A 23,957-nucleotide genomic window follows, 5' to 3' on the forward strand; every position below is an offset into this window, starting at 1 on the left:
CCAATAATGTGTAATCACAATGATAGCTACCGCGGTCGCGCGGACCAGAGCCGGAAACGGGGTAGGAACATGACCATCACCAGCACCAGGACACCTGTCGACGATCTCCCGGAGATGCCGGATCCGCAGGTACGGGAGTTCTCCGCGCACAGCATCGGGGGCGCCCTCGCCCTGCTGCTCGGGCTGCTCGGCCTCGCCGCCGGCGTGCTGCTGATCGTCTTCGGCGCCCTGCTCGGCTCCGCCGGCGCCAAGGTCGCGGTGATCGTGACCGGCGCGCTCATCGCTCTCGCCGCGTTCCTCGCGATGTGCGGGCTGAACATGGTGGCGCCGGGCGAGGCCCGGGTGGTCCAGCTCTTCGGCCGCTACCGCGGCACGATCCGCACCGACGGACTGCGCTGGGTGAACCCGCTCACCTCCCGCGTCAAGATCTCGACGCGGGTACGGAACCACGAGACCCCGGTCCTCAAGGTCAACGACGCCTACGGCAACCCGATCGAGCTGGCCGCGGTCGTGGTCTGGCGGGTCGAGGACACCTCCCAGGCGCTGTTCGAGGTGGACGACTTCCTGGAGTTCGTCTCCACCCAGACCGAGGCCGCCCTGCGGCACATCGCCATCGAGTACCCGTACGACAACCACGACGAGGAAGGCCTGTCGCTGCGCGGCAACGCCGAGGAGATCACCGAGAAGCTCGCCGTCGAACTGCGCGCCCGGGTGGACGCGGCGGGTGTCGACATCATCGAGTCCCGCTTCACGCATCTCGCCTACGCCCCGGAGATCGCCTCGGCGATGCTCCAGCGCCAGCAGGCGGGCGCGGTCGTCGCCGCCCGCCGGCAGATCGTGGACGGCGCGGTCGGCATGGTCGAGGCGGCCCTGACCCGGCTCACCGAACAGGACATCGTCGAGCTGGACTCGGAGCGCAAGGCGGCGATGGTGAGCAATCTGCTGGTCGTCCTCTGCGGGGACCGCTCGGCACAGCCGGTCGTGAACACGGGCACGCTCTACCAGTGACCGAACGCAAGCAGGTCCTCCTGCGACTGGATCCGGCGGTGTACGACGCCCTGGCCCGCTGGGCGTCCGACGAACTGCGCAGCGCGAACGCGCAGATCGAGTTCCTGCTCCGCCGGGCCCTGGCGGAGACGGGGCGCCTCCCGGGCAACGCGGCGCCGATCCCGCGCCGCGGCCGCCCCCGCAAGCCCCCGCCCCCGGACGAGACGCCCCCGCCTCCCGGCTAGGCCGTGTCCGGGGGGCGCGGTGCGGGGCCGGGGTCCGAGGGACCGGTCCAGGGGTGCGGTCCGGGAGCGCGGTCCGTCTTCGGCGGCGTCCACCGCCGGAGGCGCGCGCACCGCGCCTTCGGTCGGCTATACACGCGGTGTATAGTTCCGGCATGTCAATCGGGCACACCCTTCTCGGGCTCCTGGAGTCCGGACCGCGCCACGGCTACGACCTCAAGCGCGCCTTCGACCAGCAGTTCGGTCACGACCGGCCGCTCCACTACGGCCAGGTCTACTCGACCATGTCCCGGCTCCTGAAGAACGGCCTCGTCGCCGTCGACGGCATGGAGGCCGGCGGCGGACCGGAGCGCAAGCGGTACGCCATCACCGACGCCGGCGTCACCGATGTCGAGCGGTGGCTCGCGCAGCCGGAGAAGCCCGAGCCGTATCTCCAGTCCGCGCTCTACACGAAGATCGTCATCGCGCTGCTCACCGGCCGCAGCGCCGCCGATCTGCTCGACACCCAGCGCGCCGAGCATCTGCGGATGATGCGTGATCTCACCGCGCGCAAGCGCGAGGGCGACCTCGCCGACCAGCTCGTCTGCGATCACGCCCTGTTCCATCTGGAGGCCGATCTGCGCTGGCTGGAGCTGACCGCCGCCCGGCTGGACAAGCTCGCCGTGGTGGTCAGGCCGTGACGCCCGAAGGCTCCCTGCTCGTCGCCGAGGAGCTGCGCAAGTCGTACGGTCCGACCCCCGCGCTCGACGGCGCCTCGTTCTCCATCCACCCCGGCGAGATCGTCGCCGTCATGGGTCCCTCGGGCTCGGGGAAGTCGACCCTGCTGCACTGTCTCGCCGGGATCGTGCGTCCCGACGCGGGCGTCATCACGTACCGGGGCCGCGAGCTGACCGGCCTGCCGGACGCCGAGCTGAGCGCCCTGCGCCGTACCGACTTCGGCTTCGTGTTCCAGTTCGGCCAGCTCGTACCCGAGCTGACCTGCGTGGAGAATGTCGCGCTGCCGCTGCGGCTCTCCGGTGCCCGGCGCAAGGACGCCGAGCGCACCGCGCTGGAGTGGATGGAGCGGCTGGAGGTCGCCGGGCTGAGGTCCAAGCGTCCGGGCGAGGTCTCCGGCGGGCAGGGCCAGCGGGTCGCCGTGGCCCGGTCGCTGGTCACCTCTCCGCGGGTGATCTTCGCCGACGAGCCGACCGGCGCGCTCGACTCCTACGGCGGCGAGCGGGTGATGGAGATGCTGACCGAGGCCGCCCGGTCCGCCGGCGCCGCCGTGGTCCTGGTCACGCACGAGGCCCGGGTCGCCGCCTACTCGGACCGGGAGCTCGTCGTACGGGACGGGAAGACACGCGATCCGGAGTACGCCGTATGACGCTGCTCGACCGGCCGCGGCCCCCCGTACCCCCGCCGGTGCGGGCGCCGGGCGGCGCGGGCTCCTGGATACGCGATCTCGGCCTCGGCATACGGTTCGCCGCGGCGGGCGGGCGCGAGGGCTGGATCCGTACGGGACTGACCGCGCTGGGCGTCGGGCTCGGTGTCGCCCTGCTCTTCTTCGCCGCCTCCGTACCGCGTGCCATCGAGGCGCGGGACGCGCGTGCTCAGGCGCGCACCACCGCCGAGGAGGTCTCCGGCACACCGGTAGAGCGTTCGGACACGACGCTCGTGTGGACCGACGCGGGAACCGAGTACCGGGGTGAGGGCGTCGGCGGGCGGCTCGTGCGCCCGGACGGCTCGCGTCCGCCGCTTCCGCCCGGGGTGACCGCGCTGCCGGGTCCCGACGAGATGCTGGTCTCCCCCGCGCTGCGGGACCTGCTCGCCTCGCCCGGCGGCGCCCTGCTGAGGGAGCGGCTCGGCCACCGGATCACCGGCACCGTCGCCGACGCCGGTCTGCTCGACCCCGACGAGCTGTACTACTACGCGGGCAGCGACACCCTCACCCTGGCGAGGGGCGCCCAGCGGACCACCGGGTACGGCGACCACCGGGCGCCCAACCCGATGGAACCCCTGCTGGTGGTCCTGACCGTACTGATCGCCGTCGTCCTGCTGGTGCCGGTGACCATCTTCATCGCCACCGCCGTGCGCTTCGGCGGCGACCGCAGGGACCGCAGGCTCGCCGCGCTGCGGCTGGTGGGCGCCGACATCCGGGCCACCCGGCGGATCGCCGCCGGGGAGGCGCTGTTCGGTGCGGTGCTGGGCGTGCTGACCGGGTTCGGGCTCTTCCTGGCCGTGCGCCCGCTGGCGGGCGGGGTGCGGCTGTGGAGTCTGAGCGCCTTCCCCGCCGATCTGGTCCCGGTACCGGCGCTCGCGGCTCTGGTCGTGCTGGGCGTACCGGCCGCGGCCGTCGCCGTCACGCTGCTCGCGCTGCGCTCGGTGACCATCGAGCCGCTGGGCGTCGTACGGCACACGGTCCCCCGGCGCCGCCGGCTGTGGTGGCGGCCGCTGCCGCCCGTCGTCGGCGTGGTGCTCCTGGCGCGGATCGGGATCGTCGACGAGAGCAGGGTGGCGGTCGATCCCTATCCGATCGCGGCCGGGGCGATCCTGGTGCTGGTGGGTCTGACCACGCTGCTGCCCTGGCTGGTCGAGGCGGTGGTGGCCAGGCTGCGCGGCGGTCCCGTGCCCTGGCAGCTCGCCGTGCGCCGGCTCCAGCTCAACAGCGGTTCGGCGGCCCGCGCGGTCAGCGGTATCACCGTCGCGGTGGCGGGCGCCATCGCGCTCCAGATGGTCTCCACCGGGGTCCATGAGGCGTTCCTGCATCCCACCGGGCAGGACCCGGCGCGGGCGGACATCGCCGTCTCCGCGGAGTACGGCAGCGGGGAGCTGGCCCAGCGGATGATCGACGGCTTCCGGGACACCGAGGGGGTGACGACGGTGGTCGGCACGGTCGAGAGCTATGTGATCCGGCCCGGCCGCGTGGGCCCGGACGAGATCCAGCCCACCACCACGCTGACCGTCGGAAGCTGTGCCACGCTGCGGGAACTCGCCGAGCTGCCGTCCTGCCGCGACGGGGACGCGTTCGTCTCCCATCTCCCGGGGCGCGGGGAGCAGAACGACTGGACCGACAGGACGGCCAGGCCGGGCGGACAGGTGGATCTCAACACGCGCTCGGTGGACGACGGTTCGAAACCCTCGCTGTGGACGCTGCCGGCGTCGGCCCGCACGGTCGCGGCGAGGAAGGACCCGGTGGGCCGGGAGATCAACGGCATCCTGGCGACGCCCGGCGCCGTCGACGCCGATCTGCTGCTCACGGCCTCGACCACCGCCGCGATCCGCATCGACGCCCGGGTGCCGGACGCCGAGGAGTACGTACGGAACACGGCGGCGCGTCTCGATCCGACGGCGCGGGTGTGGACGGTCAAGGCCGTGGAGCGGGACGCGAAGTACGCGAGTGTGCGCAAGGGGCTGCTGATCGGCGGCACCGCCACGATGGGGCTGATCGCGGCGAGCATGCTGGTCTCCCAGGTCGAGCAACTGCGGGAGCGCAGACGGCTGCTGTCGGTGCTGGTGGCGTTCGGCACGCGCCGCTCGACGCTCGCCTGGTCGGTGCTGTGGCAGACGGCCCTGCCGGTGGTGCTCGGTACGGTCCTGGCGATCGCCGGCGGGCTGACGCTGGGGGTGGTCCTGCTGCGCATGGTCGCCAAGCCGTTCACCGACTGGTGGGCCTTCCTGCCCTTCGCGGGCGCGGGCGCCGCGGTGATCATGCTGGTGACGGCGGCCAGTCTGCCGCCGCTGTGGCGGATGATGCGGCCGGAGGGGCTGCGGTCGGAGTGAGCGGCGGCCGGGTGTGCGGCGCGCCCGCGGGGGTGCGCCGCACAGCGGTACGGATCACGCGGGCGCCGGACGGCGCACGGTTCAGGCGGGTGCCGGACCGCGCACGGGTCACGCGGGTGCCGGACCACGTGCGGGCCGGGCCACCCGTACCGGCAGGATCCGCAGCGCCTCCCTGAGCGCGTCCGCGAAGGTCTCGAACTCCTCGCTCCGGGCCGCGCCCGTCCGCATCGCCAGCGCGACCGTGCGCGAGGGCGCGGGATCGGCGAAGTACCCCGTCGACAGGCGCTCGTTGCGTCCCGTCTCGACCCGCACCGCCGTACGGGGCAGCAGCGTGACCCCGAGGCCGCCCGCGACCAGTTGGACCAGGGTGGAGAGACCGGCCGCGGTGGTCGTCGCGGGCACCCCCTCGGCCCGGCCCGCCTCGCGGCAGATGTCCAGCGCCTGGTCGCGCAGACAGTGCCCCTCGTCGAGCAGCAGCAGCGGCAGCTCCCGCAGCGCCTCACGCGGCAGGTCCCGGCGTCCGCCGAACTCATGGCCCCGCGGCGCGACCAGTACGAAGTCCTCGTCGAACAGGGGCAGTTCGGTGATCCCCGGCCGCCCGAGCGGTACCGCGAGCAGCAGCAGGTCCAGCCGGCCCGCCAGCAGACCGTCCAGCAGGGAGGCGGTCTGCTCCTCGTGCACCTGGAGGTCCAGCTCCGGATAGCGCTCGTGCACGAGCCGCAGGACGGTCGGCAGCAGATACGGCGCCACGGTCGGGATCGCCCCCAGCCTGAGCACTCCGGTGAAGGGGGCCCGTACCGCCTCGGCCTCGTCCAGCAGTGTGCCCACCGCGTCCAGGACACCCCTGGCCCGCACCGCGATCCGTTCCCCGGCCGGGGAGAGCAGCACCCTGCGGGTCGTGCGCTCCACGAGCTGGACGCCGAGCACGTCCTCCAGCGCCGAGACGGCGCCGGAGAGCGCGGGCTGGCTCATCCCGATCGCGGCGGCCGCGTCCCGGAAGTGGAGCTGCTCGGCCACCGCCACGAAGGCGCGGAGCTGGGAGAGGCTGGGCTGTCTGGCCCGGTGGCCGGGCTGGCTGAGCGGGCTGTGCTGGGTGAGGCGGTGCATGGCCACCACTGATAGGTACCTCCGATCACGGCGACCGAGTCTAGCTATTTCTGTGATCAATACGCCCTGTGCCACCATCAGTAATCCGTGCAACCCTCCGGAAGGCCCCAAAAGGGACTTCCATCCCCCACTAGGAGAGCGTGTGCTCACTGTTGGTGACAAGTTCCCCTCGTTCGAACTGAACGCCTGCGTCTCGCTGGAGAGCGGCAAGGAGTTCGAGGAGATCCATCACAAGACCTACGAGGGCAAGTGGAAGATCTACTTCGCCTGGCCCAAGGACTTCACCTTCGTGTGCCCGACGGAGATCGCGGCCTTCGGCCGGCTGAACGACGAGTTCGCCGACCGTGACGCCCAGGTCCTCGGCTTCTCCGGCGACTCCGAGTACGTGCACCACGCCTGGCGCAAGGACCACGCGGACCTGCGTGACCTGCCGTTCCCGATGATGGCCGACTCCAAGCACGAGCTGATGCGCGCACTGGGCATCGAGGGCGAGGACGGCTTCGCGCAGCGCGCGGTCTTCATCGTCGACCCGTTCGACGAGATCCAGTTCACGATGGTGACCGCCGGTTCCGTGGGCCGTAACCCCAAGGAGGTCCTGCGGGTGCTGGACGCCCTCCAGACCGACGAGCTGTGCCCGTGCAACTGGAACAAGGGCGAGAACACCCTCGACGCCGCCAAGCTGCTGTCGGGCGAGTGATCCTGATGGGACTCGATCAACTCAAGTCGGCCATACCGGACTACGCCAAGGACCTGCGGCTGAACCTCGGTTCGGTGATCGGCAACAGTGAGCTGCCCGCGCAGCGGCTCTGGGGCACGGTGCTGGCCTGCGCGATCGCCTCGCGCTCGCGGGCCGTGCTCTCCGCGCTGGAGCCCGAGGCCAGGGCCCGTCTGAGCGCCGAGGCGTACACCGCCGCCAAGTCGGCCGCGGCCGTCATGGCGATGAACAACGTCTTCTACCGGACCCGGCATCTCCTCTCGGACCCCGAGTACGGGACGCTCCGCGCGGGGCTGCGGATGAATGTCATCGGCAACCCGGGTGTGGAGAAGACCGACTTCGAGCTGTGGTCGCTCGCCGTCTCCGCCATCAACGGCTGCGGCCAGTGCCTGGACTCGCACGAGCAGGTGCTGCGCAAGGCGGGCGTGGACCGGGAGACGGTCCAGGAGGCGTTCAAGATCGCTTCGGTGATCCAGGCGGTCGGTACGACGCTCGACGCGGAGGCCGTTCTCGCGGAGGCCGCGGAGGCTGCGGAGGCCGCGGGAGCCGGGACCGGCGCCGAGTAGGGCCCCGCACCCGGAGTGCGGGCCGGGCGGACCGCCGAGGGGCCCGTGGACACCGTCCACGGGCCCCTCGGTCCGTCACGGCGTCCCGGTCACGGCTCAGCGCCGGCCGGTCGCGGCCCGGCCGGCCGCCTCGCCGGCGTCACCGCTTGAGCGCGGCCATCAGATCCCTCATGTCCTCGATCATGGCGGGTTCGACCCCGGAGAAGTCCGGCCGCTCCGGCTCACGGACATGGCCGGTGACCGGGTCGGCGGCATAGTTGGCGACACGGTTGACCGCGATCGTGAGGACGGCCTGGCCGTCGAGGACCTTCAGCTCCGGGGACTCCCCCGAGGGGTCCGTCACCAGATACGCGCGCTCCCCCAGGTCCGGTATCCGCAGGACGCGCCGCTCCAGGGCCCCTTCGGGGGCGAGCCGGGTCACCGTCGCGTCGAACTCGGGCCCCGGGTCGGTCCGCTTGTGCCGGGCGTACTCGATGTCGACGCGGGTGTACGGGACCGGACGGGTGTCGTTCTTGACCTCGTTCCGCCGGCCCGTGGTCAGCGCCAGCGTGCAGGAGGCCCGGTCGATCGCGAGCTGTTCGTCCACCGCCGCCATCGGGAACTGCCGCTTGCCGAGGAGCCCGGAGAGGGCGGGCAGCTCCGCGTCCAGACAGAGGTTGGCGCTGACCCGGTAGCCGCCCAGATCCGGCCCGGCCGTGCCGTACGCGTACAGTCCGGCCGCCCATACGGCGGAGGAGACCACCGCGCCGCCGAGCGCCCACAGCCAGGGGCCCCGCCGGGACGGCACCCGGGGCAGGCCCTGGCCGGAGATCGTCTCGGCGCCGGTGCCCGTCCCTGCTCCCCCGACCGCCCCAGGAGCGACGGCGGACCCCGAGCCGGAGGGCGGCCTGAAGGCGGCCGAGGAGTCGAATCCGGCGAACCCCGCTGAAGCGCCCGGTACGCCGCCGCCCGCCCGGGGGGCGGGGACCGGGGGCACGGTCCTGGACGAGCCGTCCGGCGGCCCGTCGTCGGCGCCCTCCAGTTCCGGCTCGGAGATCATTCCCGGCCGTCCGCGCCTTCGGCGGCCACCGGCGTGGTCACGGGCACCGCGGCCGGAGCCGCCGGGACGGGCACCGGGGCCGGCTCGGAGACACCCGCCGCGGCGCGGTCCGCCAGGGACGCGAGCCGCAGGTCCCGTTCCAGGCTGTACGCGCGGAGATAGCCGACGACGGTGTTGGTGACCGCCACCAGCGGTACCGCCACCACCGCCCCCGCGATCCCCGCCACCAGACCGCCCGCGGCGACGGCCAGGACCACCGCGAGCGGATGCACCCGCACCGCGCGGCCCAGGATGAACGGCTGGAGGACATGGCCCTCGATCTGCTGCACCCCGAGGACGATGAGCAGCACCATCAGCGCGGTGAACACATCCTGGGTCACCAGCGCCACGACCACGGCCAGCGCGCCCGACACGACCGCCCCGACCAGCGGGACGAACGCCCCGAGGAAGATGATGACGGCCAGCGGCACGGCCAGCGGGACCTCCAGGAAGTAGAGCCCGAGCCCGATGAAGAGCGCGTCGATCATCGCCACGATCACCGTGCCGCGCACATAGGCGGTCAGGGTGTGCCAGGCGCGCGGCCCCGCTCCCGCGACACCCTCACGCGCCTGGGCCGGGACCAGCTTGAGCGACCACTGCCAGACCTTCTTGCCGTCGTACAGCAGGAAGAGCGTCGAGAACATCGCGAGGAAGATGCCGGTCAGCATCTCGACTATCACGGTCACGCCCTGGAGCCCGGCGGACGTGATCTCCTCGGTGTTGGAGCCGACGGCGTCGCTCAGGCTCTTCGCGATGTCGTTGATCTGGCCCTCGGTCACATGGAACGGGCTGTTGAGCAGCCAGCGCTTCAGCTCGTTGATGCCGTCCGTGACCCGGTTGGAGAGATCGTCGATGTTCTCCATGACCTGCCACACGACGAACCAGCCCACCAGTCCCATGAGGACGAATCCGGCGATCGTCGTGAGGGCGGTGGCCACCCCGCGCGGCACCCCCAGCCTCTTCAGCCAGGCGACCGTGGGCTGGAGCAGCGCCGTGATGAGCAGGGCGGCGACGAAGGCCATGACCACGAGCTGTACGGCGCTGATGACCCGCATCAGCACCCAGACCGTCCCGGCCAGGACGAGCAGCCGCCAGGCGGCCTCGCCCGCGACGCGCATGCCCCAGGGGATGGCGGAGACGGGGTCGGGCTTGGCGGCGACGGCGGGGGCGTAGGAGGGAGGCGGCGGAACGGCCTCGGGGGCGGTGACGGTGAGCGGGGGGTCCTCGGCCTCGGCCCTGCGCTGGTCCAGGCGCTGTCCCATACGGGTCAGCCCCGTACCCATCTGGTTCAGCCACGCCTGAGCTCTCGACATGATGTGTCCTCTTCCCCCCGCCCCTCGCTCCACGCACTCCCCCCGAGATGTCCGGATCGACCGTACACGGGTGAAGCCCCCCGCCGTAGGACGGCGGGGGGCTTCATGAGGTTGAGCGCCGGGCGGGGCCGGTGCGGTTCCCGGGGCTCTCGCGAGACGCCCCGGTACCCGTACCGGCTGCCGGTACCGGTGGTCCTAGTACCAGTTGTTGGCCTGCCAGAACGACCAGGCGCCGCAAGGGCTGCCATAGCGGTCGTCCATGTAGTTCAGACCCCACTTGATCTGGGTGGCCGGGTTGGTCTGCCAGTCGGCGCCCGCCGAGGACATCTTCGAACCGGGCAGCGCCTGGACCAGACCGTACGCGCCCGAGGACGGGTTCTGCGCCGTGTAGTTCCAGCCCGACTCGTGGTCCACGATGTTGCTGAAGCACTGGAACTGGTCGGCGGGAATCATCTGCCGTGCCATCGCCTGGACCTGTGCCACGGTGTACGAACTCTGCGTCGCGAAGGAGGAGGCGGAACGCACCTCGTCACGGCTGGCGCGCTCGGCGGCCTCCTTGGCCTCCCGCTCGCGCTCGGCCTTGTCCTCGGCGGCTTCCTTCTTCGCCTTGGCGTCCTTGGCGGCCTGGATACGGGCCGCTTCCTCCGCGGACTTCTTCGCGGACGCGTCGGCCGCGGCGGCCTGTACGTCCGCCTGCTGGGTCAGCGACGCGGTCTGCACCTGCGCCTGCTGCCCCGCGGGAATGTCTGCGAGGAGCGTCGTGTCGGCTGCGGCCGCCTCGAAATTGTCGCCCGAAACCTGGGGGTCGCCCGAGGCGACACCCACGACAGCGCCGACGGTGGTGACCGCAGTGGCCGATGCCACGGCGAATCCCCGGACCGAGATCCGGCTCACACGGTGTCCTTCCAGCATCGCCCGCACAGGTGACCCCGCGGGCGCGATCGTGCCCCTGGCACTGGCCTCCGCACTACTTGGGTCACGGGAGACACGGGCCCGGTGGGCAACCCCCTTGCGGGGACTGCCGCGTGGTGCGCGGGCGGCATACGGCGGCAGTTGTTGAGTTGTGTGGTGCCGCACCACTGGGGGTGCGCGTGTGCCGCATGCGGGGCCTGACGGAAGCAAGACTCTGCCGGAAGGCAACGCCGTGAGGCAATTCTTCGTTACGTGGGAAAGCTCACACCCCGTTTGGCCGGGAAGAAAAAGGAAAGAGCCGCGCAGCACAGCGCCGCCCGGCTAAGCTCTTCGGCTTCGCCGGGCGGCGCCAACTGGGCCGATAAGGCCTAGATCTGACCGTCCTCCAACATTTCGGTCACCAGCGCGGCGATCTGGGAGCGCTCGGAGCGCGTGAGGGTGACATGCGCGAACAGCGGATGACCCTTCAGCTTCTCCACGACGGCGACGATTCCGTCGTACCGCCCCACCCGGAGGTTGTCGCGCTGCGCCACATCGTGGGTGAGCACGACCCGGGAGTTCGCCCCGATCCGGGACAGAACGGTCAGCAGGACATTCCGCTCCAGGGACTGGGCCTCGTCGACGATGACGAACGCGTCATGGAGGGAGCGTCCGCGGATATGGGTGAGCGGCAGCACTTCGAGCATGCCGCGCCCCAGCACCTCCTCGATCACCTCGCGGCCCGCGACCGCGGAGAGCGTGTCGAAGACCGCCTGGGCCCAGGGGCTCATCTTCTCGGCCTCGGTGCCGGGCAGATAACCCAGCTCCTGCCCGCCCACCGCGTACAGCGGCCGGAAGACCATCACCTTCTGATGCTGCCGGCGCTCCAGGACCGCCTCCAGGCCCGCGCAGAGGGCCAGCGCCGACTTGCCCGTGCCCGCCCGGCCGCCCATCGACACGATGCCGATGTCGGGGTCGAGGAGGAGATCGAGGGCGATGCGCTGCTCGGCGCTGCGGCCGTGGATCCCGAAGGCCTCACGGTCGCCGCGGACGAGCCGGACATTGCCCTCGGCGGTGACCCGGCCGAGCGCCTTGCCGCGCTCGGACTGGAGCACCAGCCCGGTGTGCACGGGCAGCTCGCTCGCCTCGGGCACATAGAGCGACTCCTCGGTGAAGAGGAGGTCGACCTGGTCCGCGGCGAGCGTCAGCTCGCTCATCCCGGTCCAGCCGGAGGAGTCGGTGATGGCGAGTTCGGCGCGGTACTCCTCGGCGAGGAGACCGACCGACGACGCCTTGATGCGCAGCGGCAGGTCCTTGGAGACGACCGTGACGTCGTACCCCTCGGCCTGGAGATTGCGCGCGACCGCGAGGATCCGTGAGTCGTTGTCCCCCAGACGGAAGCCGGCGGGCAGGATGCCGGGATCAGAGTGGTTGAGCTCGACACGCATCGTGCCGCCCAGGTCGCCCAGCGGAATGGGGGCGTCGAGACGGCCGTACCGGACCCGGAAGTCGTCGAGCAGGCGGAGAACCTGCCGGGCGAAATACCCGAGCTCCGGATGGTGCCTCTTGGCCTCCAACTCCGTGATCACCACGATCGGCAGCACTACCTCGTGCTCGTCGAAGCGGGACATGGCGTTCGGATCGGCCAGCAGGACGCTGGTGTCGAGAACATAGGTGCGCCTGTCGGGCATGCGGCGCTTTGTGCTGGTCACCACGGAAGGACGTACCCCCTCGAATGAGGTCGGGGTGCGACGGCGTCGCGGGCGGGTGGGCCGGGCTCGGGTCCCATGCGCGGGCCGAGCTCCGGCCCTCCATGTCGCCCGTACGTCTCAGCGCACGGTCGTCCTGGTGCAAAGGGCCTCCCGGGCGGACGGCCCCATGCCGTCCGCTGAGATGCGACGTCCACGGACCTGGCTTTCGGACATCGACCTGGAAGAGGTATTCCCTCGAACACGCGCAGCCATGCCATGGCATATGACGGACGATGGATGAACCACAGGTGAAGAGGGTGCACAGGGGCCGAACGGGGGACCCCGACGGTGCCCGCCAGGCGCTTTTCCCGGGCCCCGGGGGCGCCCGCACGCCTCCGGAGGCGGCCGGATGCCGACCCTCCGGGTGGCCTGGGAAGGCCTTGCGCGGCCCCGCCCGGCCCGGAAAAGAAGCGGAAGGTCAGCTTCCGTAGCGGCGGTGACGCGCCGCGTAGTCACGCAGGGCGCGCAGGAAGTCGACCTTGCGGAAGGCGGGCCAGAAGACCTCGCAGAAGTAGTACTCCGAATGGGCGCTCTGCCAGAGCATGAAGCCGGACAGACGCTGCTCGCCGCTGGTGCGGATGACGAGATCGGGGTCGGGCTGGCCACGGGTGTAGAGATGGGAGGAGATCAGGTCGGTGTCGACGATGTCGGCCAGTTCCTCGAAGGTGGTGCCCTTGTTGGCGTGGTCCGTCAGCAGGGAGCGGACCGCGTCCGCGATCTCCTGCCGGCCGCCGTAGCCCACGGCGACATTGACGAGTATGCCCTTGTTGCCGATGGTGGCCTGCTCGGCCTCCTTGAGGACGGTCTGCGTACGGCCGGGCAGCAGGTCCAGCGTGCCGACGTGGTGCACCCGCCAGCGGCCGTCGGCGGCCAGGTCACGGACCGCGTTCTCGATGATGCCGAGAAGGGGGATCAGCTCGTCCTCGGGCCGGTCGAGGTTGTCCGTGGAGAGCAGCCAGAGGGTGACGACCTCGACATTGGTCTCGGAGCACCAGCCGAGCAGTTCCTGGATCTTGGTCGCACCGGCTTTGTGTCCCTGCTCGGTCGTACCGCCGGAGGCCTTGGCCCAGCGGCGGTTGCCGTCGAGGATGACGCCGATGTGCTTGGGCACCTGAGCATGATCGAGGCGGCCTTCCACCCGGCGTGCGTAGAGCCCGTACACCAGGTCGCGCAAGTTCACTGAGTCCACCTCTCGATTCCATGGGGACCGGCACGTCCGCTGGCGGGATCCTGGGGCCGGCCCAGGGACCCCGAAGCCGTCACATTACTGCGCGGTCCCCACGGGCACCCAACCCGGTCTGTCACAAGTCCGTGATAAGGAATGAACCGTGACTGATTTTCCCTCTTACCTCGCAGCCGACGGCCGGTACGACTCCATGGAGTACCGGCGCAGCGGACGCAGCGGCCTGAAACTGCCCGCGATCTCGCTCGGCCTCTGGCACAACTTCGGTGATGACCGGACCCTCGATTCGCAGCGCGCCATCCTGCGCCGCGCCTTCGATCTCGGCGTCACCCACTTCGATCTGGCGAACAACTACGGTCCCCCGCCGGGATCCGCCGAGCTGAATTTCGGCAAGCTCTTCGCACAGGACTTCTCGCCCTATCGGGACGAACTCATCATTTCCACCAAGGCCGGATATCTCATGCATCCCGGCCCCTACGGTGAATGGGGTTCGCGTAAGTACCTGCTGTCGTCGCTCGATGCCTCCCTCGACCGGATGGGCCTCGATTACGTCGATATCTTCTATTCGCACCGATTCGACCCGGACACCCCGCTCGAGGAGACGATGGGGGCGCTGGCCTCCGCCGTACAGCAGGGCAAGGCGCTGTACGTCGGTGTGTCCTCGTACACCGCGGAGCAGACCGCGGAGGCGGCCCGGCTGCTGAAGGAGATGGGTGTCCCGGCGCTCATCCACCAGCCGTCCTACTCGATGATCAACCGCTGGACCGAGGACGACGGTCTGCTGGACACGCTGGAGGCGGCCGGGATGGGCTGCATCTCCTTCGTACCGCTGGCCCAGGGTCTTCTGACGAACAAGTACCTGAAGGGGATTCCGGAGGGATCGCGGGCCACCCAGGGCAAGTCCCTCGACCCGGATCTGCTGTCGGACGAGGTCACGCGGCGGTTGAACGGGCTGAACGAGATCGCGCAGCGGCGGGGCCAGTCCCTGGCGCAGCTCGCGCTGAACTGGGTGCTGCGCGACCCGCGGATGACGTCGGCACTGATCGGCGCGTCGAGCGTGAAGCAGTTGGAGGAGAACGTCGCGGCGCTGGCCGCGGCACCGCTCTCCGCCGATGAGCTGAAGGAGATCGACAGCTACGCGGTGGACACCGAGGGCACGAACATCTGGGCCGGACGGGGCTGACGCTCCACGGCGGTCCGGCCCGCCGAGGACCGGCCCGCCGAGGACCGACAGCCGAGGACCGGTGCACGGGCGGGTCGGCGGGTCGGCGGGTCGGCGGGTCGGCGGGTCGGCGGGTCGGCGGGTCGGCGGGTCGGCGGGTCGGCGGGCCATGAACGGTCCGCCGACCCGTCGCCGGACAGAAAACGGGCCGGTCCGTGGGGGGGATACGGACCGGCCCGAGGGGGGGTTTCCACCATAACCCTTCGTAAGGGATGGTGCGCGCCACGACAGGCCGGGATGACGCTCCGGAGGCGGCGGACGGCCCCGCGACACCGGGAAATCCCCGCTCACAGGGGGTACGGACCGGGCGTGGCGAGTAGGAGCCACGCCGCGCCGTCCCCCTCAGGAGCGAGGGACGGCGAGTGAGGCGTTGACGCCGGGCTCATACGGAGACGCCGGGCTCATACGGACCGGACCGGGGAACAGGGCCGGACTCCCCCGTGCGGATCACGGTCCTCCGGGTTCCTCGCCACGAACGGTCCCCCGGCCTCGGACGGTCCCCCGACCTCGGACGGCTTCCGTGCGCCGGGCAGGGGTTCAGGCCGCGCCGAGGCCGCCGAGCAGGATGCCGATCAGGGCCCCGGTGATCATGAAGGGGCCGAAGGGGATCGCCGACTTGCGGCCCGCCCGGCGCAGCAGGATCAGCCCGAGCCCGTACAGGGCGCCCAGCAGGAACCCGGCGAAGGCACCGACGAACAGGACCGGCCAGCCGTACCAGCCGAGGCCGACCCCGAGCGACAGCGCGAGCTTCACATCTCCGAAGCCCATGCCGTTCGGGTTGATCACGAACAGCAGGAAGTAGCAGGCGCCGAGGGCCACTCCGCCGAGCAGGGCCGGCGGCCAGGAGCCGCCCGCGGCGGGAAGCAGCGCGGCCACGCCGAGCAGCACGGCCGCGGCGACGGCGAGGGGAAGCGTCAACTGGTCGGGCAGCCGGTGCACATGACGGTCCACCAGCGCGAGCAGTACGGAGAAGGGGGTGAGCAGCAGCCAGACGGCCAGTTCGGGGCGCGGCCCCGTGGCTGCCGCGAGGGCCGCGCAGGCGAGGGCGGTGAGGAGGGGGATGAGGACGGAGGCGGCGTAGGGGACGGGGAGTTGAGCGTCACGGGACGCCCCGGCCCCCGCTCCGGGACCGGGATCGGTGTCGGGACCGGGATCAGCGGCGGGACCGGGATCGGCGGCGGGACCGGGATCGGCGGCGGTCGTGGCGGCCGGAGCGGCCGGGGCGGTGGTGGCGGTGGTGGCGGCCTCGGGGCTGTTCGCCGTACGAGCGGGAACAGCGGGAACCCCCGCCGCGCAGTCCGCGCATCGCGTGCCGCCGACCCATCCGCCGAGCGGACCGGTGATGCTGTGTCCGGCCGGGCAACTGTCGCGCCACGCCTGGTCCGGCTCGACCGAGAGCCGGTACACGGCACGCGGCAGCAGCAGTCCGGTGGCCCCGCCCCACAGGGCGGCGACGACGATCAGCGTGGCGTACACAGGAGTGACCCTAGGGCCGTCCGCCGGGCCGGGTCATGGGTCCACGGGCCCACTCCCGGCGCACCAGGACCCAGAACCGGCGGCCCCGGGAGACGGGCCGGCCGCCGGGCGCTACGGTCTACGGCCATGGGGACATGGCGTAACGGCAAGGGACAGTTGACGGTCGCGGGGCAGGACGCCCCGGTGGACCTGGAGATCGCCGCGTCGTACGGGACACGGCGGCGCGGTCTGCTCGGGCGCGACGGCATCGACGGCGCGCTGCTGATCACCCCGTGCAACAGCGTGCACACCTTCAGGATGCGCTTCGCGATCGATGTGGCGTACCTGGACAAGGAGTTGAGGGTCGTCGACGTCCACACGCTCAAGCCGGGACGGCTCGCCATGCCGCGCTGGCGGGCCCGTCATGTGCTGGAGGCGGAGGCAGGTGCGATGGCGCGCTGGGGCCTGCGGCCGGGCACCCGGGTGAGCATGGACGTACAGAAGGCGGACGTCTGAGTCCCGGGCTCCGGAAGGTGGCCGGGACCCGGAGGACGGCCGTGGTTCGAAAGGCGGGGGCCAGGGCGTGAACAGACCCTAGATGAGTTTGGCGGCCTGGGCCCGGAGCAGCGCGGCGGGCATCTGCGGGGTCCTGCCGTCCTCCAGGTTCGCGGTGTAGAAGGTGGCCACGGTGCCGCCGACCCGTACGAGATGGAAGACCAGCGGGACCGGCCGGCCCTCGAGGTCGCCCGTCACCTGGTAGGCCAGCGCGTCGTCACCGACCTCGACCGGGGGCAGTGGCTTCACCCCGGTGTACTTCGACGGGCTGTCGCCGCCGGTCGCCGTGAAGCCGTCCGCGCACGCCGTGACGGCGGTGCGGACCCTGCTCAGCAGGGCATTCGCGCCCTGCTCACCGTGGGCGGTGAGGAACTCGGAGACGGCGGGACGGCCGTTTCGCGAGCCGACGAGCTGCCGGTACGCGACGGCCTTCGCCAGGGGTTCGGGCTTGCCGTTGATCACCGCGGTCAGCGGCAGGCACTCGGTCTTCGCGGCGGTCTCGCCCCGGGGCGGCGGGGCGGCCATCCGTTCGACCGTGAAGCCGGACACATCGCCGTTGGTCAGTACCGCGCGGTCCAGCTCGCCCTGGCCGAGCACCCTTCCGTCACTCGCGCCGATGCCGGTCAGACCGGCCCGGGGCTTCGGCTCCAGGGAGGGCTTGCCGGCCGGAGCGGCGGGCGAGGTCGCGGGTGAGGCGGCCGTCGCGGCGGCCGTCGGATCGCCGCTCTTCCTCGACGACGTCTCCCCGCCGCCCGTCTTTCCGCCGCCGCACGCACCCGTGAGCCCCAGGGCGAGAGCGGAGGCCGTGGCGGCCAGGATGACGCGTCGTGACATGACCGGCATACCCGCGGTGGTCGTCCTCATGACGGTTCCCCCATCTCGCTGGACCTGCGGCTCGCCGGGCGTGCGCGGCGCCGACTGTCGTCGCACGCTAGCAACGGCGTTCATCAGCACGCATGGGCCTAGGGACCCAATCCGCGCCCGCGCGCCCGCGCCGCCCGCGCTGTCGGGCGCGCTCGGCTGTCCGGCGATCCGGCTGGTCGGGCTGGTCGGGCTGATCGGGCTGATCGGGCTGATCGGGCGCTCGTATCAGGCGCCGGTGGACCAGGGCAGCCGCCGGGGCCGCCGCGACCACCACCAGCCGTCGCCCCGTACGGCCGGGGTCGGCAGCACGCCGTCCACGTCCCGCGCGCAGGCCTCCGTCTGCGTACGGAACAGTTCGTCCAGCTCCGCGACGGCGGCGAGCAGCAACTCCCGCTCCCGCTCGGCGCACTCGCCGACGCACCGGTCGAACAGGTCGCGTGCCGTCAGGTCCTCCACGTACAGCTCGGGCAGATACCGCCCCGACGGCGCCCAGCCGCTCTCCATGCGCCGCCCCAGCCGCTCCCAGACGAAGAGCGACAGGGCGGCGGGGCTGTCCTGACCACCCGGGGCGTGCGCGGGGTCCTGGGCGTGCGGGTCATCTTGGGCGTCCGGGGCATCCGGACCGTCCGGGGCCCGGTGCCCGTGAAGGCCGTGACGGTCCTGGGAGCCCCGGGAACCCTGGGAACCCTGGGGGCCGTCCTGGCCGAGCGCCGCCGCGACGCGGGTGGCGACGGGCGTGGGGATGCGGTCCGAGCGCAGGACCTCGGCCGGCGGCGTCACCTCGGCGCCGGGAAAGGCGGCCACGGCCGCCTCGGCGGTGCCGACGGTGTACGTCGTCGGCCCGTCTCCCCGGGCCAGCAGCCGGACCCTGGTCACCGTGCCCGCCGGATCCGTGAGCCAGTACGTGTCCGGGTCGATCCGGTCGTCCGGATGGAGCACAGTGACACCGGTCCCCCGCGCGAAGGCCACGGCCAGCTCGGGTTCGCTCGCGGGCGCGCCGTGGACGGCGGTCGAGGGCTGGACCTGGATGTCAAGGCTCATCGCCACATCGCCGTCCACCGGACGGTACGTGCACAGGACGAACGCCTCCCAGTCGCGCTCGCCGAACTCGTCCCCTCCGGCGCAGACATCCACCTGACCGGGCGGCACCCGCACCACATCGGCCAGCGCCTCGGCCAGCTCGCACGGCTCCAGACGTCTGCTGAGCAGGAAGTTGCAGATCACGGTACGTTCCCCCGGTCGACGGCTCCGGCGTTCGCGGAAGCGTGTGGATGCTGTTCCTGGACGTGCACAACCCATCGAGAGCCGCGACGCTACGCGCTGCTCCCGACGCGGTCATGGGCCCCAGGACCCACTCCGGTCCCACTCACCCCCCGGCCGACCATGCCCCCGCTCGCCCTCCCCCGCTCGCGGCGCGCCCTGCGCCCCGCGCCGCGCGCCGACAACGCGCCGAGACGCGGCGCCGGCGCACGCGAGCCCGGCACGATCCAAACGAGAGGACCTAGGCGATCTGCTCCTCCAGATTCTCGACCCAGGCCGCCAGATGGTTGCGGAGTGCCGCGCGGCGCCCCCGGACATCGCCGTCGAGCCGGATGCTCTCCATGAGCCGGCGCATGGCTCCCAGGGCCTCCAGATCGTCTTCCAGTTCGATGCCCGCGACGATGTCGTCACGGGTCACGGCGTAGAACTCCGCCAGCCAGCCCATCAGTTCAGGGTCCCGCTCCGTACCGTCCGGTGCGGCGGGTCCCCGGCCCAGTGCCGTCTCGGGGGCGCGGAGCAGCCAGCCCGCGTACCGTCCGTCCGCGAAGAGCAGTTCCAGGCCCTCGGCGATCTCGACTCCCAGCTTCTCGCCGTATCCGCTCACATCGGCCACGAAGCAGGCGAGCAGGTCGTGTTCGACGCTGAACTGACGGGAGACCTCCGGCGGAAGCTGGAAGGAACGCGGTTCCCGTGCCGTCGGCAGCCCCCGGACGACGGTCCGCCCGGCCCACGCCTCCGGCGTCTGGTGATCGTCGTACGTGTCGTCGGGGACCCCCAGCCAGACGCTGACGAGAGCGAGGCTCTCCGGGGAGAAGCGGAACTCCTCCGTACCCCAGATCCGCCAGTCCCCGCATCCGAAGGTCTCGACGAGATGCAGCTCGTGCTCCTCCGGACCGCGGGGCCGGTCGACCAGGAGGTCGCCGGGGGCGAGGCGCGGCCGTTGACCGAGGGTCTTCCCCTCCTGGATCCAGAACTCGGCCCCGCCCATCGTGACCACTCTCATGCCCGCCTCACCGCTCGCGTGCCCGCCTCACCGTTTGAACTTCTTGCCGGGCGGATTGAACCCACCGGTCGTGTTGGGGATCCTGCCCTCTTCGATCATCTCAGGGGTGATCGGCATGCCGGGGTCGTCCGGACTGCCTCCGAAGATCTTGGCACCGGACGTCCCGCGCGGTCCGTCCTTCCCGAAGGCCGTGACCGCCTGTCCGATCGTGGCCTTCTGACCGTCCAGGATCACGATGTTCCCGTCCTTGTAGAACATGATCGCGCCGCGCTGGCCCTCCGAGATATAGATCTCGTCGGGGTTGGAGAGGATGTCGAGGACCTTCTCGTCGTCGAGCCGCCCGTGGTAGCTCTTCCTCGGGTCGTCCCCGTCCACCTTCTTGCGGAACTTTCCGTCGCGCGCGCTCTCCATCACCTCGTCGAGCTTCTTCGACATGCGCTTGCGTTCCTGTGCCTCGCGCTTCTGCCGCTTGCACTCGTCCGGGTCGTTGTTGTGGACGAGGACATGCGTGCGGCCGACACCGACGTAATAGGTGTGCACGCCGCTGACGGTGAGGTCGTGGGTGCGCTGCTTCTTCACGAAGCGGTCGACCGCGACGACCGTCAGCTCGCCCCCGTCGGGAGCCCGTAGTTCGTCGCCGGCGGTGATCTCGCCCGCGTCGGCCCACCGGTCCTCGTCCATGAGCCAGAACGGGTGGGTGTCCGTGGCTGTCAGGGTGGCCGTACGACCGGCCGCACGCACCGTCAGCCGGGTGAAGTCCTTGTCGTCCTCGGTCGTGATCGTGTCCGTGACCGCGCGGGCCACGGTGAGCCCCCGCGCCGGATCGGTGGCGAGCACCCGGTCGCCGACGCGTACGTCCTCGATGGCGGCCCGTGACCCGTCCGCGAGCAGGACGGGGGTGCCCGGCAGGAAGCTGTGGGTGACCGGGCAGGCGGTGGGTTTCTTGTCGGGCTGCTCCTCGCCGTCCTTCGGCTTGCCCTTGTTCTCGGCGTCGAGCTTGCGTTTCGCGTCGGCGAGTCTGTCCTCGGCCTCGCTCACCCGCTTGCGGTTCTTGATCAGGCCCTTGATGCCGTCGTACAGATCGCCGCCGTGCTTCTTCAGCTTCCCGACCAGCTCGGCGGCCTTCTTCCACTTCCACGGCGCCCCGTACTTCGCCGCGAGCTTGCCGACGGCGCCGCCGATGAGGCTGGTCAGCACATTGACGAGGGTCTCCGTGCAGGCGCCCATGTCGCCCTTGGTGATGCAGTCGAGGGCGTCGGTGATCCCCAGCTCGTCGGCGAGGATCTTCGCCAGCTCCTTGGCCGCCTCCTTGGCCTTGTCCGAGTCGGTCTTCTCGGCGGCCTGGGCGTCCTGGAGCTCCTTGAGGGCGGCCTCGTAGTCGATCTGGGTCTGGGGCTTCTCGCCGCCGGGGTCGCCCGGGTCGGCTTCGCCCGGGTCGCCGGGATCGCCGTCTCCGCCGTCTCCGGTGCCGCCGGTGCCGCCCGTGTCCGAGGTGGTGCCGTCGACCGGGTCACCCGCACCGGAGTCGTCCTCTTCGCCGACGGCTTCGCTGTCGCCGCCCCCGCCCCCGCCGCAGTTGCTCCCGCCGGTGATCCGGCACACCTGCGTGCTGAGTCCCTGGGCGATGGTCGGCCCGGCCCCCGTGGCCACCAGCGCTCCGACGATGGCCGCGACGACGACCACGAGGCCGACGTACTCGATGGTTCCCTGGCCCCGCTGCGCCGTGCGCAGCCCCAGCAGACGTACGTCCGTACGCGGCATGACCCGCCGTACACGACGACAAAAACGACGCACTACCCCCAGTGGCGACATGAAAACGAGGGTATGTGCCGATTCCCTCACGGTCTTGGGCCCTGGGGCCCAAGGAGGGACTCAAATCCCCTGCCAGGAGGGGAGCATGAGCCGGTATGGGGCACAAAGGGGCCCGGCCCGCGCGGACTTCGCTGCGGACCGGGCCCCTTGGCCGTGGCACGTGGGTCGCGGCACGTGAGTCGTGGCACGTGGCTCGTGGCACCCCGTACGTGTCACGCGCCCCTACGACGCGTCAGCTCTGCGAGCCGCCGCTCTCCCCGCGCGGGAAGGAGACCTCCACGCGACGGTTCTTCTTGCGGCCTTCCTCGGTGCTGTTGTCGGCGATCGGGTACTGCTCCCCGTAACCGCGGATCTCATAGGTGATCCCGGCCGACGACAGTTCCCTGTCCAGCACGCCGTGCACGGCCTCGGCCCGCTGCTTGGAGAGCACATCGCCGTGGGCGGCCGAGCCGAGGTTGTCGGTGAAGCCGAAGACCCGGACCTTCGAGGCACCCTGCGCCTTGACCTCGTCGGCGATGGCGGCGATACGGGAGTTCGCCGCCGGCGACAGCTTGGCGCTGTCCTTGCCGAAGAGGACCTCGGCCTGGAGCGCGAACTTCACACTCTGGTTGGTGTCCTCACGCCGTTCCTCACCGCCCTCGGACTCGATGACCGAGATGATGTCCAGCACCTTGGCCGGGGCGAGCGTGGCACCGCTGCGCAGCTTGAGACCGGGCGAGTTGGCGTCCACCGGGGGTGGGGGCGAGGTCGACTCCGTACCCGGCGGGGTACTGGGGGTCTCATCCGCCCGCGCGCCGGCGGCCATGGTGAACTGAACACTGGTGAAGAGCACGGCGGCGGCGACGGCGGTCACCGCCGGACGCCTGGAGACCCTGCGTACGCGGGGAGTGGTGGCGCCCATCAGGAGATCTCAATCGTGGCGGAGGGCAGCAGCGGCAACTGGAGGTCCACCTGCGAGGTGGACTCGGGCGGAGCCGGGAACTGAGCGAAGAACGTCGCGCTGGCTCCCCCGTCCAGACGGGTGATGCCGGTCGTGGTCAGGGGGTTCCCGTCAGTGTCCCGCAGGACGTAGTAGCGCTTCTTCTCCACCTTGTCCACGAGCGTCATGCCCCCGAACGACCGCCCCTTGGCCTTGATCTGCGACTCCAGCCCGTTCCACTGGATCGGCACTGACTGATTGCTGCTCGCGGTGTTCTTGACCGTACCGGTGACGGTCAGGAAGCCGCCCTCGTCCCGGTCAGCCGTGTGAATGAGGACCTGGAAACCGTTGCTGCCGTTGATCGTCGCCAAGGTCGTGCTGGTGTCGGGGACGGTGGGGCCGTTCTCTTCCTTGGGCTTGTCGTCGCCCGGAGCGGAGGACGACGAGCTGGCGCCCTCCTTCGTACCGCCGTCGCTTCCCCCGCAGGCACTCAGGGAAACGCTCAGCACCACCACAGCGAGAGCGGCCCCCGCCGCCCTACGGGCCTTCGCCCCATGCCACAGACTCATTGATCCAGTTTCCTTTGCGTTCGCTCGCGGTCAGTCCTGCGCCAGTCGGACGGAGAATAGATCGGCCATGTCCGGGAGGAGATCGAGATGCTCCGGATCGATGAGCCAATTCGGGCCGCCACCGCAGACGAGTTCGCCCGGGGAGACCGGCTCGTCCTCCTCTTGCGGCTCGTCCCCGTCCTCGGGTGACTCGCCGTCACCCGGTGACTCCGACTCTTCTTCGGCGGGCTCGAAGCGGCACCGGGGCTCGATGACCGCCGTGGCACTGGCCTCGGCCTTCTGGTCACCGGTGCCCGCCAGGATGCTCTCGCCCATCGGCTTCTGGGTGATGACACGGACCGTGAAGCCCCACTTGCCACCCGACGCCCAGCCGCAACCGGCCGGCGGCTTCAGATCGGCACCGTTCTGGTCGGCGAAGTACTCCGCCGCCTGACAGCCGTTGAACGTGCCGAGCGGATTGCCGTTGAAGATGTCGTCCAGAAAACCGGGGTTCAGCAGGCCTCCCAGCAGATCCTCCCGGAACTGGTCCCGGGACTCCTGGGCCGCCGCCAGTGCGGCGGCGTCCGCCGCCGACTGGGCACCGTTGTGGGTGGCACCGGCCTGACCGACCGCGAAGAACGCGAGCGCGAGAAAGAGCAGGCCCGCCACCATCGTGATGTAGATGGGAGCGGCCTGCCCTGACTCGCGAGAATCGCTTACGGTCATC

At 71.1% G+C, this 23,957-nt stretch carries 23 protein-coding genes; 9 read left to right on the forward strand and 14 right to left on the reverse strand.

Annotation, left to right across the window (positions count from 1 at the left end):
- Positions 1-69: 69 nt before the first annotated feature.
- The 5 genes from ACFYYH_RS04950 to ACFYYH_RS04970 all read left to right on the forward strand — a co-directional run bounded on the left by ACFYYH_RS04950 (position 70) and on the right by ACFYYH_RS04970 (position 4,988).
- Positions 70-1,008, forward strand: coding sequence for an SPFH domain-containing protein (locus tag ACFYYH_RS04950; protein ID WP_388545958.1), 939 nt, complete (start codon positions 70-72; stop codon positions 1,006-1,008).
- Entirely contained in the window at positions 954-1,232 is a 279-nt protein-coding gene (locus ACFYYH_RS04955) for a hypothetical protein (RefSeq protein ID WP_388546346.1), read from the forward strand. Before ACFYYH_RS04950 ends, ACFYYH_RS04955 begins: the two co-directional genes overlap by 55 nt.
- 152 nt (positions 1,233-1,384) lie before the next feature.
- The gene (locus ACFYYH_RS04960; protein ID WP_388545961.1) at positions 1,385-1,909 is read left to right on the forward strand and encodes a PadR family transcriptional regulator; all 525 of its coding nucleotides are present in this window, start codon (positions 1,385-1,387) and stop codon (positions 1,907-1,909) included.
- Positions 1,906-2,592 carry an ABC transporter ATP-binding protein gene (locus ACFYYH_RS04965; RefSeq protein WP_388545964.1) on the forward strand — a complete coding sequence of 229 codons (687 nt, stop codon included), beginning with the start codon at positions 1,906-1,908 and terminating at the stop codon, positions 2,590-2,592. Before ACFYYH_RS04960 ends, ACFYYH_RS04965 begins: the two co-directional genes overlap by 4 nt.
- Positions 2,589-4,988, forward strand: coding sequence for an FtsX-like permease family protein (locus tag ACFYYH_RS04970; protein WP_388545967.1), 2,400 nt, complete (start codon positions 2,589-2,591; stop codon positions 4,986-4,988). Before ACFYYH_RS04965 ends, ACFYYH_RS04970 begins: the two co-directional genes overlap by 4 nt.
- A gap of 108 nt (positions 4,989-5,096) precedes the next feature.
- Here ACFYYH_RS04970 and ACFYYH_RS04975 read toward each other — a convergent pair whose 3' ends face one another.
- On the reverse strand, positions 5,097-6,095 hold the full coding sequence (locus ACFYYH_RS04975; RefSeq protein ID WP_388546349.1) for a hydrogen peroxide-inducible genes activator: 999 nt from the start codon (positions 6,093-6,095) through the stop codon (positions 5,097-5,099).
- A 142-nt stretch (positions 6,096-6,237) separates the two neighbouring features.
- Between ACFYYH_RS04975 and ACFYYH_RS04980 the strand changes: the two genes are divergently transcribed.
- A complete protein-coding gene (locus tag ACFYYH_RS04980) occupies positions 6,238-6,792 on the forward strand; it encodes a peroxiredoxin (protein ID WP_388545969.1) in 555 nt (184 codons plus the stop codon).
- Positions 6,793-6,797: 5 nt separating this feature from the next.
- The gene (locus tag ACFYYH_RS04985; protein ID WP_388545972.1) at positions 6,798-7,376 is read left to right on the forward strand and encodes an alkyl hydroperoxide reductase; all 579 of its coding nucleotides are present in this window, start codon (positions 6,798-6,800) and stop codon (positions 7,374-7,376) included.
- Positions 7,377-7,515: 139 nt separating this feature from the next.
- Here ACFYYH_RS04985 and ACFYYH_RS04990 read toward each other — a convergent pair whose 3' ends face one another.
- The 5 genes from ACFYYH_RS04990 to ACFYYH_RS05010 form a co-directional block, all read right to left on the reverse strand.
- Positions 7,516-8,415, reverse strand: a complete 900-nt coding sequence (locus ACFYYH_RS04990) for a hypothetical protein (RefSeq protein WP_388545974.1) — start codon at positions 8,413-8,415, stop codon at positions 7,516-7,518.
- Positions 8,412-9,767 (reverse strand): AI-2E family transporter, encoded by a 1,356-nt coding sequence (locus ACFYYH_RS04995; protein ID WP_388545977.1) that lies wholly within the window; start codon positions 9,765-9,767, stop codon positions 8,412-8,414. The genes ACFYYH_RS04990 and ACFYYH_RS04995 overlap by 4 nt, the downstream gene beginning before the upstream one ends.
- Before the next feature lie 195 nt (positions 9,768-9,962).
- A complete protein-coding gene (locus ACFYYH_RS05000) occupies positions 9,963-10,661 on the reverse strand; it encodes a transglycosylase SLT domain-containing protein (RefSeq protein ID WP_388545981.1) in 699 nt (232 codons plus the stop codon).
- A 386-nt stretch (positions 10,662-11,047) separates the two neighbouring features.
- A complete protein-coding gene (locus ACFYYH_RS05005) occupies positions 11,048-12,373 on the reverse strand; it encodes a PhoH family protein (protein ID WP_093598250.1) in 1,326 nt (441 codons plus the stop codon).
- Between the two features lie 454 nt (positions 12,374-12,827).
- Positions 12,828-13,589: an isoprenyl transferase gene (locus ACFYYH_RS05010; RefSeq protein ID WP_388545984.1), complete on the reverse strand. Its 762-nt coding sequence runs from the start codon at positions 13,587-13,589 to the stop codon at positions 12,828-12,830.
- A 148-nt stretch (positions 13,590-13,737) separates the two neighbouring features.
- Here ACFYYH_RS05010 and mgrA point away from each other — a divergent pair, with 148 nt between their 5' ends.
- Positions 13,738-14,775 carry an L-glyceraldehyde 3-phosphate reductase gene (mgrA, locus tag ACFYYH_RS05015; protein ID WP_388545986.1) on the forward strand — a complete coding sequence of 346 codons (1,038 nt, stop codon included), beginning with the start codon at positions 13,738-13,740 and terminating at the stop codon, positions 14,773-14,775.
- Positions 14,776-15,351: 576 nt separating this feature from the next.
- Here the strand turns inward: mgrA and ACFYYH_RS05020 are convergent.
- Positions 15,352-16,290 (reverse strand): prepilin peptidase, encoded by a 939-nt coding sequence (locus ACFYYH_RS05020; protein WP_388545989.1) that lies wholly within the window; start codon positions 16,288-16,290, stop codon positions 15,352-15,354.
- Between the two features lie 126 nt (positions 16,291-16,416).
- Here ACFYYH_RS05020 and ACFYYH_RS05025 point away from each other — a divergent pair, with 126 nt between their 5' ends.
- Positions 16,417-16,785, forward strand: a complete 369-nt coding sequence (locus ACFYYH_RS05025; protein ID WP_388545991.1) for a DUF192 domain-containing protein — start codon at positions 16,417-16,419, stop codon at positions 16,783-16,785.
- Between the two features lie 78 nt (positions 16,786-16,863).
- Here ACFYYH_RS05025 and ACFYYH_RS05030 read toward each other — a convergent pair whose 3' ends face one another.
- From ACFYYH_RS05030 to ACFYYH_RS05060, 7 genes are all read right to left on the reverse strand, one after another.
- Positions 16,864-17,688, reverse strand: coding sequence for a hypothetical protein (locus ACFYYH_RS05030; RefSeq protein WP_388545994.1), 825 nt, complete (start codon positions 17,686-17,688; stop codon positions 16,864-16,866).
- Positions 17,689-17,913: 225 nt separating this feature from the next.
- Positions 17,914-18,912, reverse strand: a complete 999-nt coding sequence (locus ACFYYH_RS05035) for a hypothetical protein (RefSeq protein ID WP_388545997.1) — start codon at positions 18,910-18,912, stop codon at positions 17,914-17,916.
- Between the two features lie 277 nt (positions 18,913-19,189).
- Complete coding sequence (locus ACFYYH_RS05040; protein WP_388546000.1) at positions 19,190-19,951, reverse strand: hypothetical protein; 762 nt, start codon at positions 19,949-19,951, stop codon at positions 19,190-19,192.
- A 27-nt stretch (positions 19,952-19,978) separates the two neighbouring features.
- Entirely contained in the window at positions 19,979-21,712 is a 1,734-nt protein-coding gene (locus tag ACFYYH_RS05045) for a polymorphic toxin-type HINT domain-containing protein (RefSeq protein WP_388546002.1), read from the reverse strand.
- A 283-nt stretch (positions 21,713-21,995) separates the two neighbouring features.
- On the reverse strand, positions 21,996-22,664 hold the full coding sequence (locus tag ACFYYH_RS05050) for an OmpA family protein (RefSeq protein WP_388546005.1): 669 nt from the start codon (positions 22,662-22,664) through the stop codon (positions 21,996-21,998).
- Positions 22,664-23,251, reverse strand: coding sequence for a hypothetical protein (locus tag ACFYYH_RS05055; RefSeq protein WP_388546008.1), 588 nt, complete (start codon positions 23,249-23,251; stop codon positions 22,664-22,666). Before ACFYYH_RS05055 ends, ACFYYH_RS05050 begins: the two co-directional genes overlap by 1 nt.
- A gap of 30 nt (positions 23,252-23,281) precedes the next feature.
- Positions 23,282-23,956, reverse strand: a complete 675-nt coding sequence (locus ACFYYH_RS05060) for a pilus assembly protein TadG-related protein (protein WP_388546011.1) — start codon at positions 23,954-23,956, stop codon at positions 23,282-23,284.
- Between the last annotated feature and the right edge of the window lies 1 nt (position 23,957).

This window comes from Streptomyces sp. NPDC002018, from assembly GCF_042890865.1.
Taxonomy (GTDB): Bacteria; Actinomycetota; Actinomycetes; order Streptomycetales; family Streptomycetaceae; genus Streptomyces.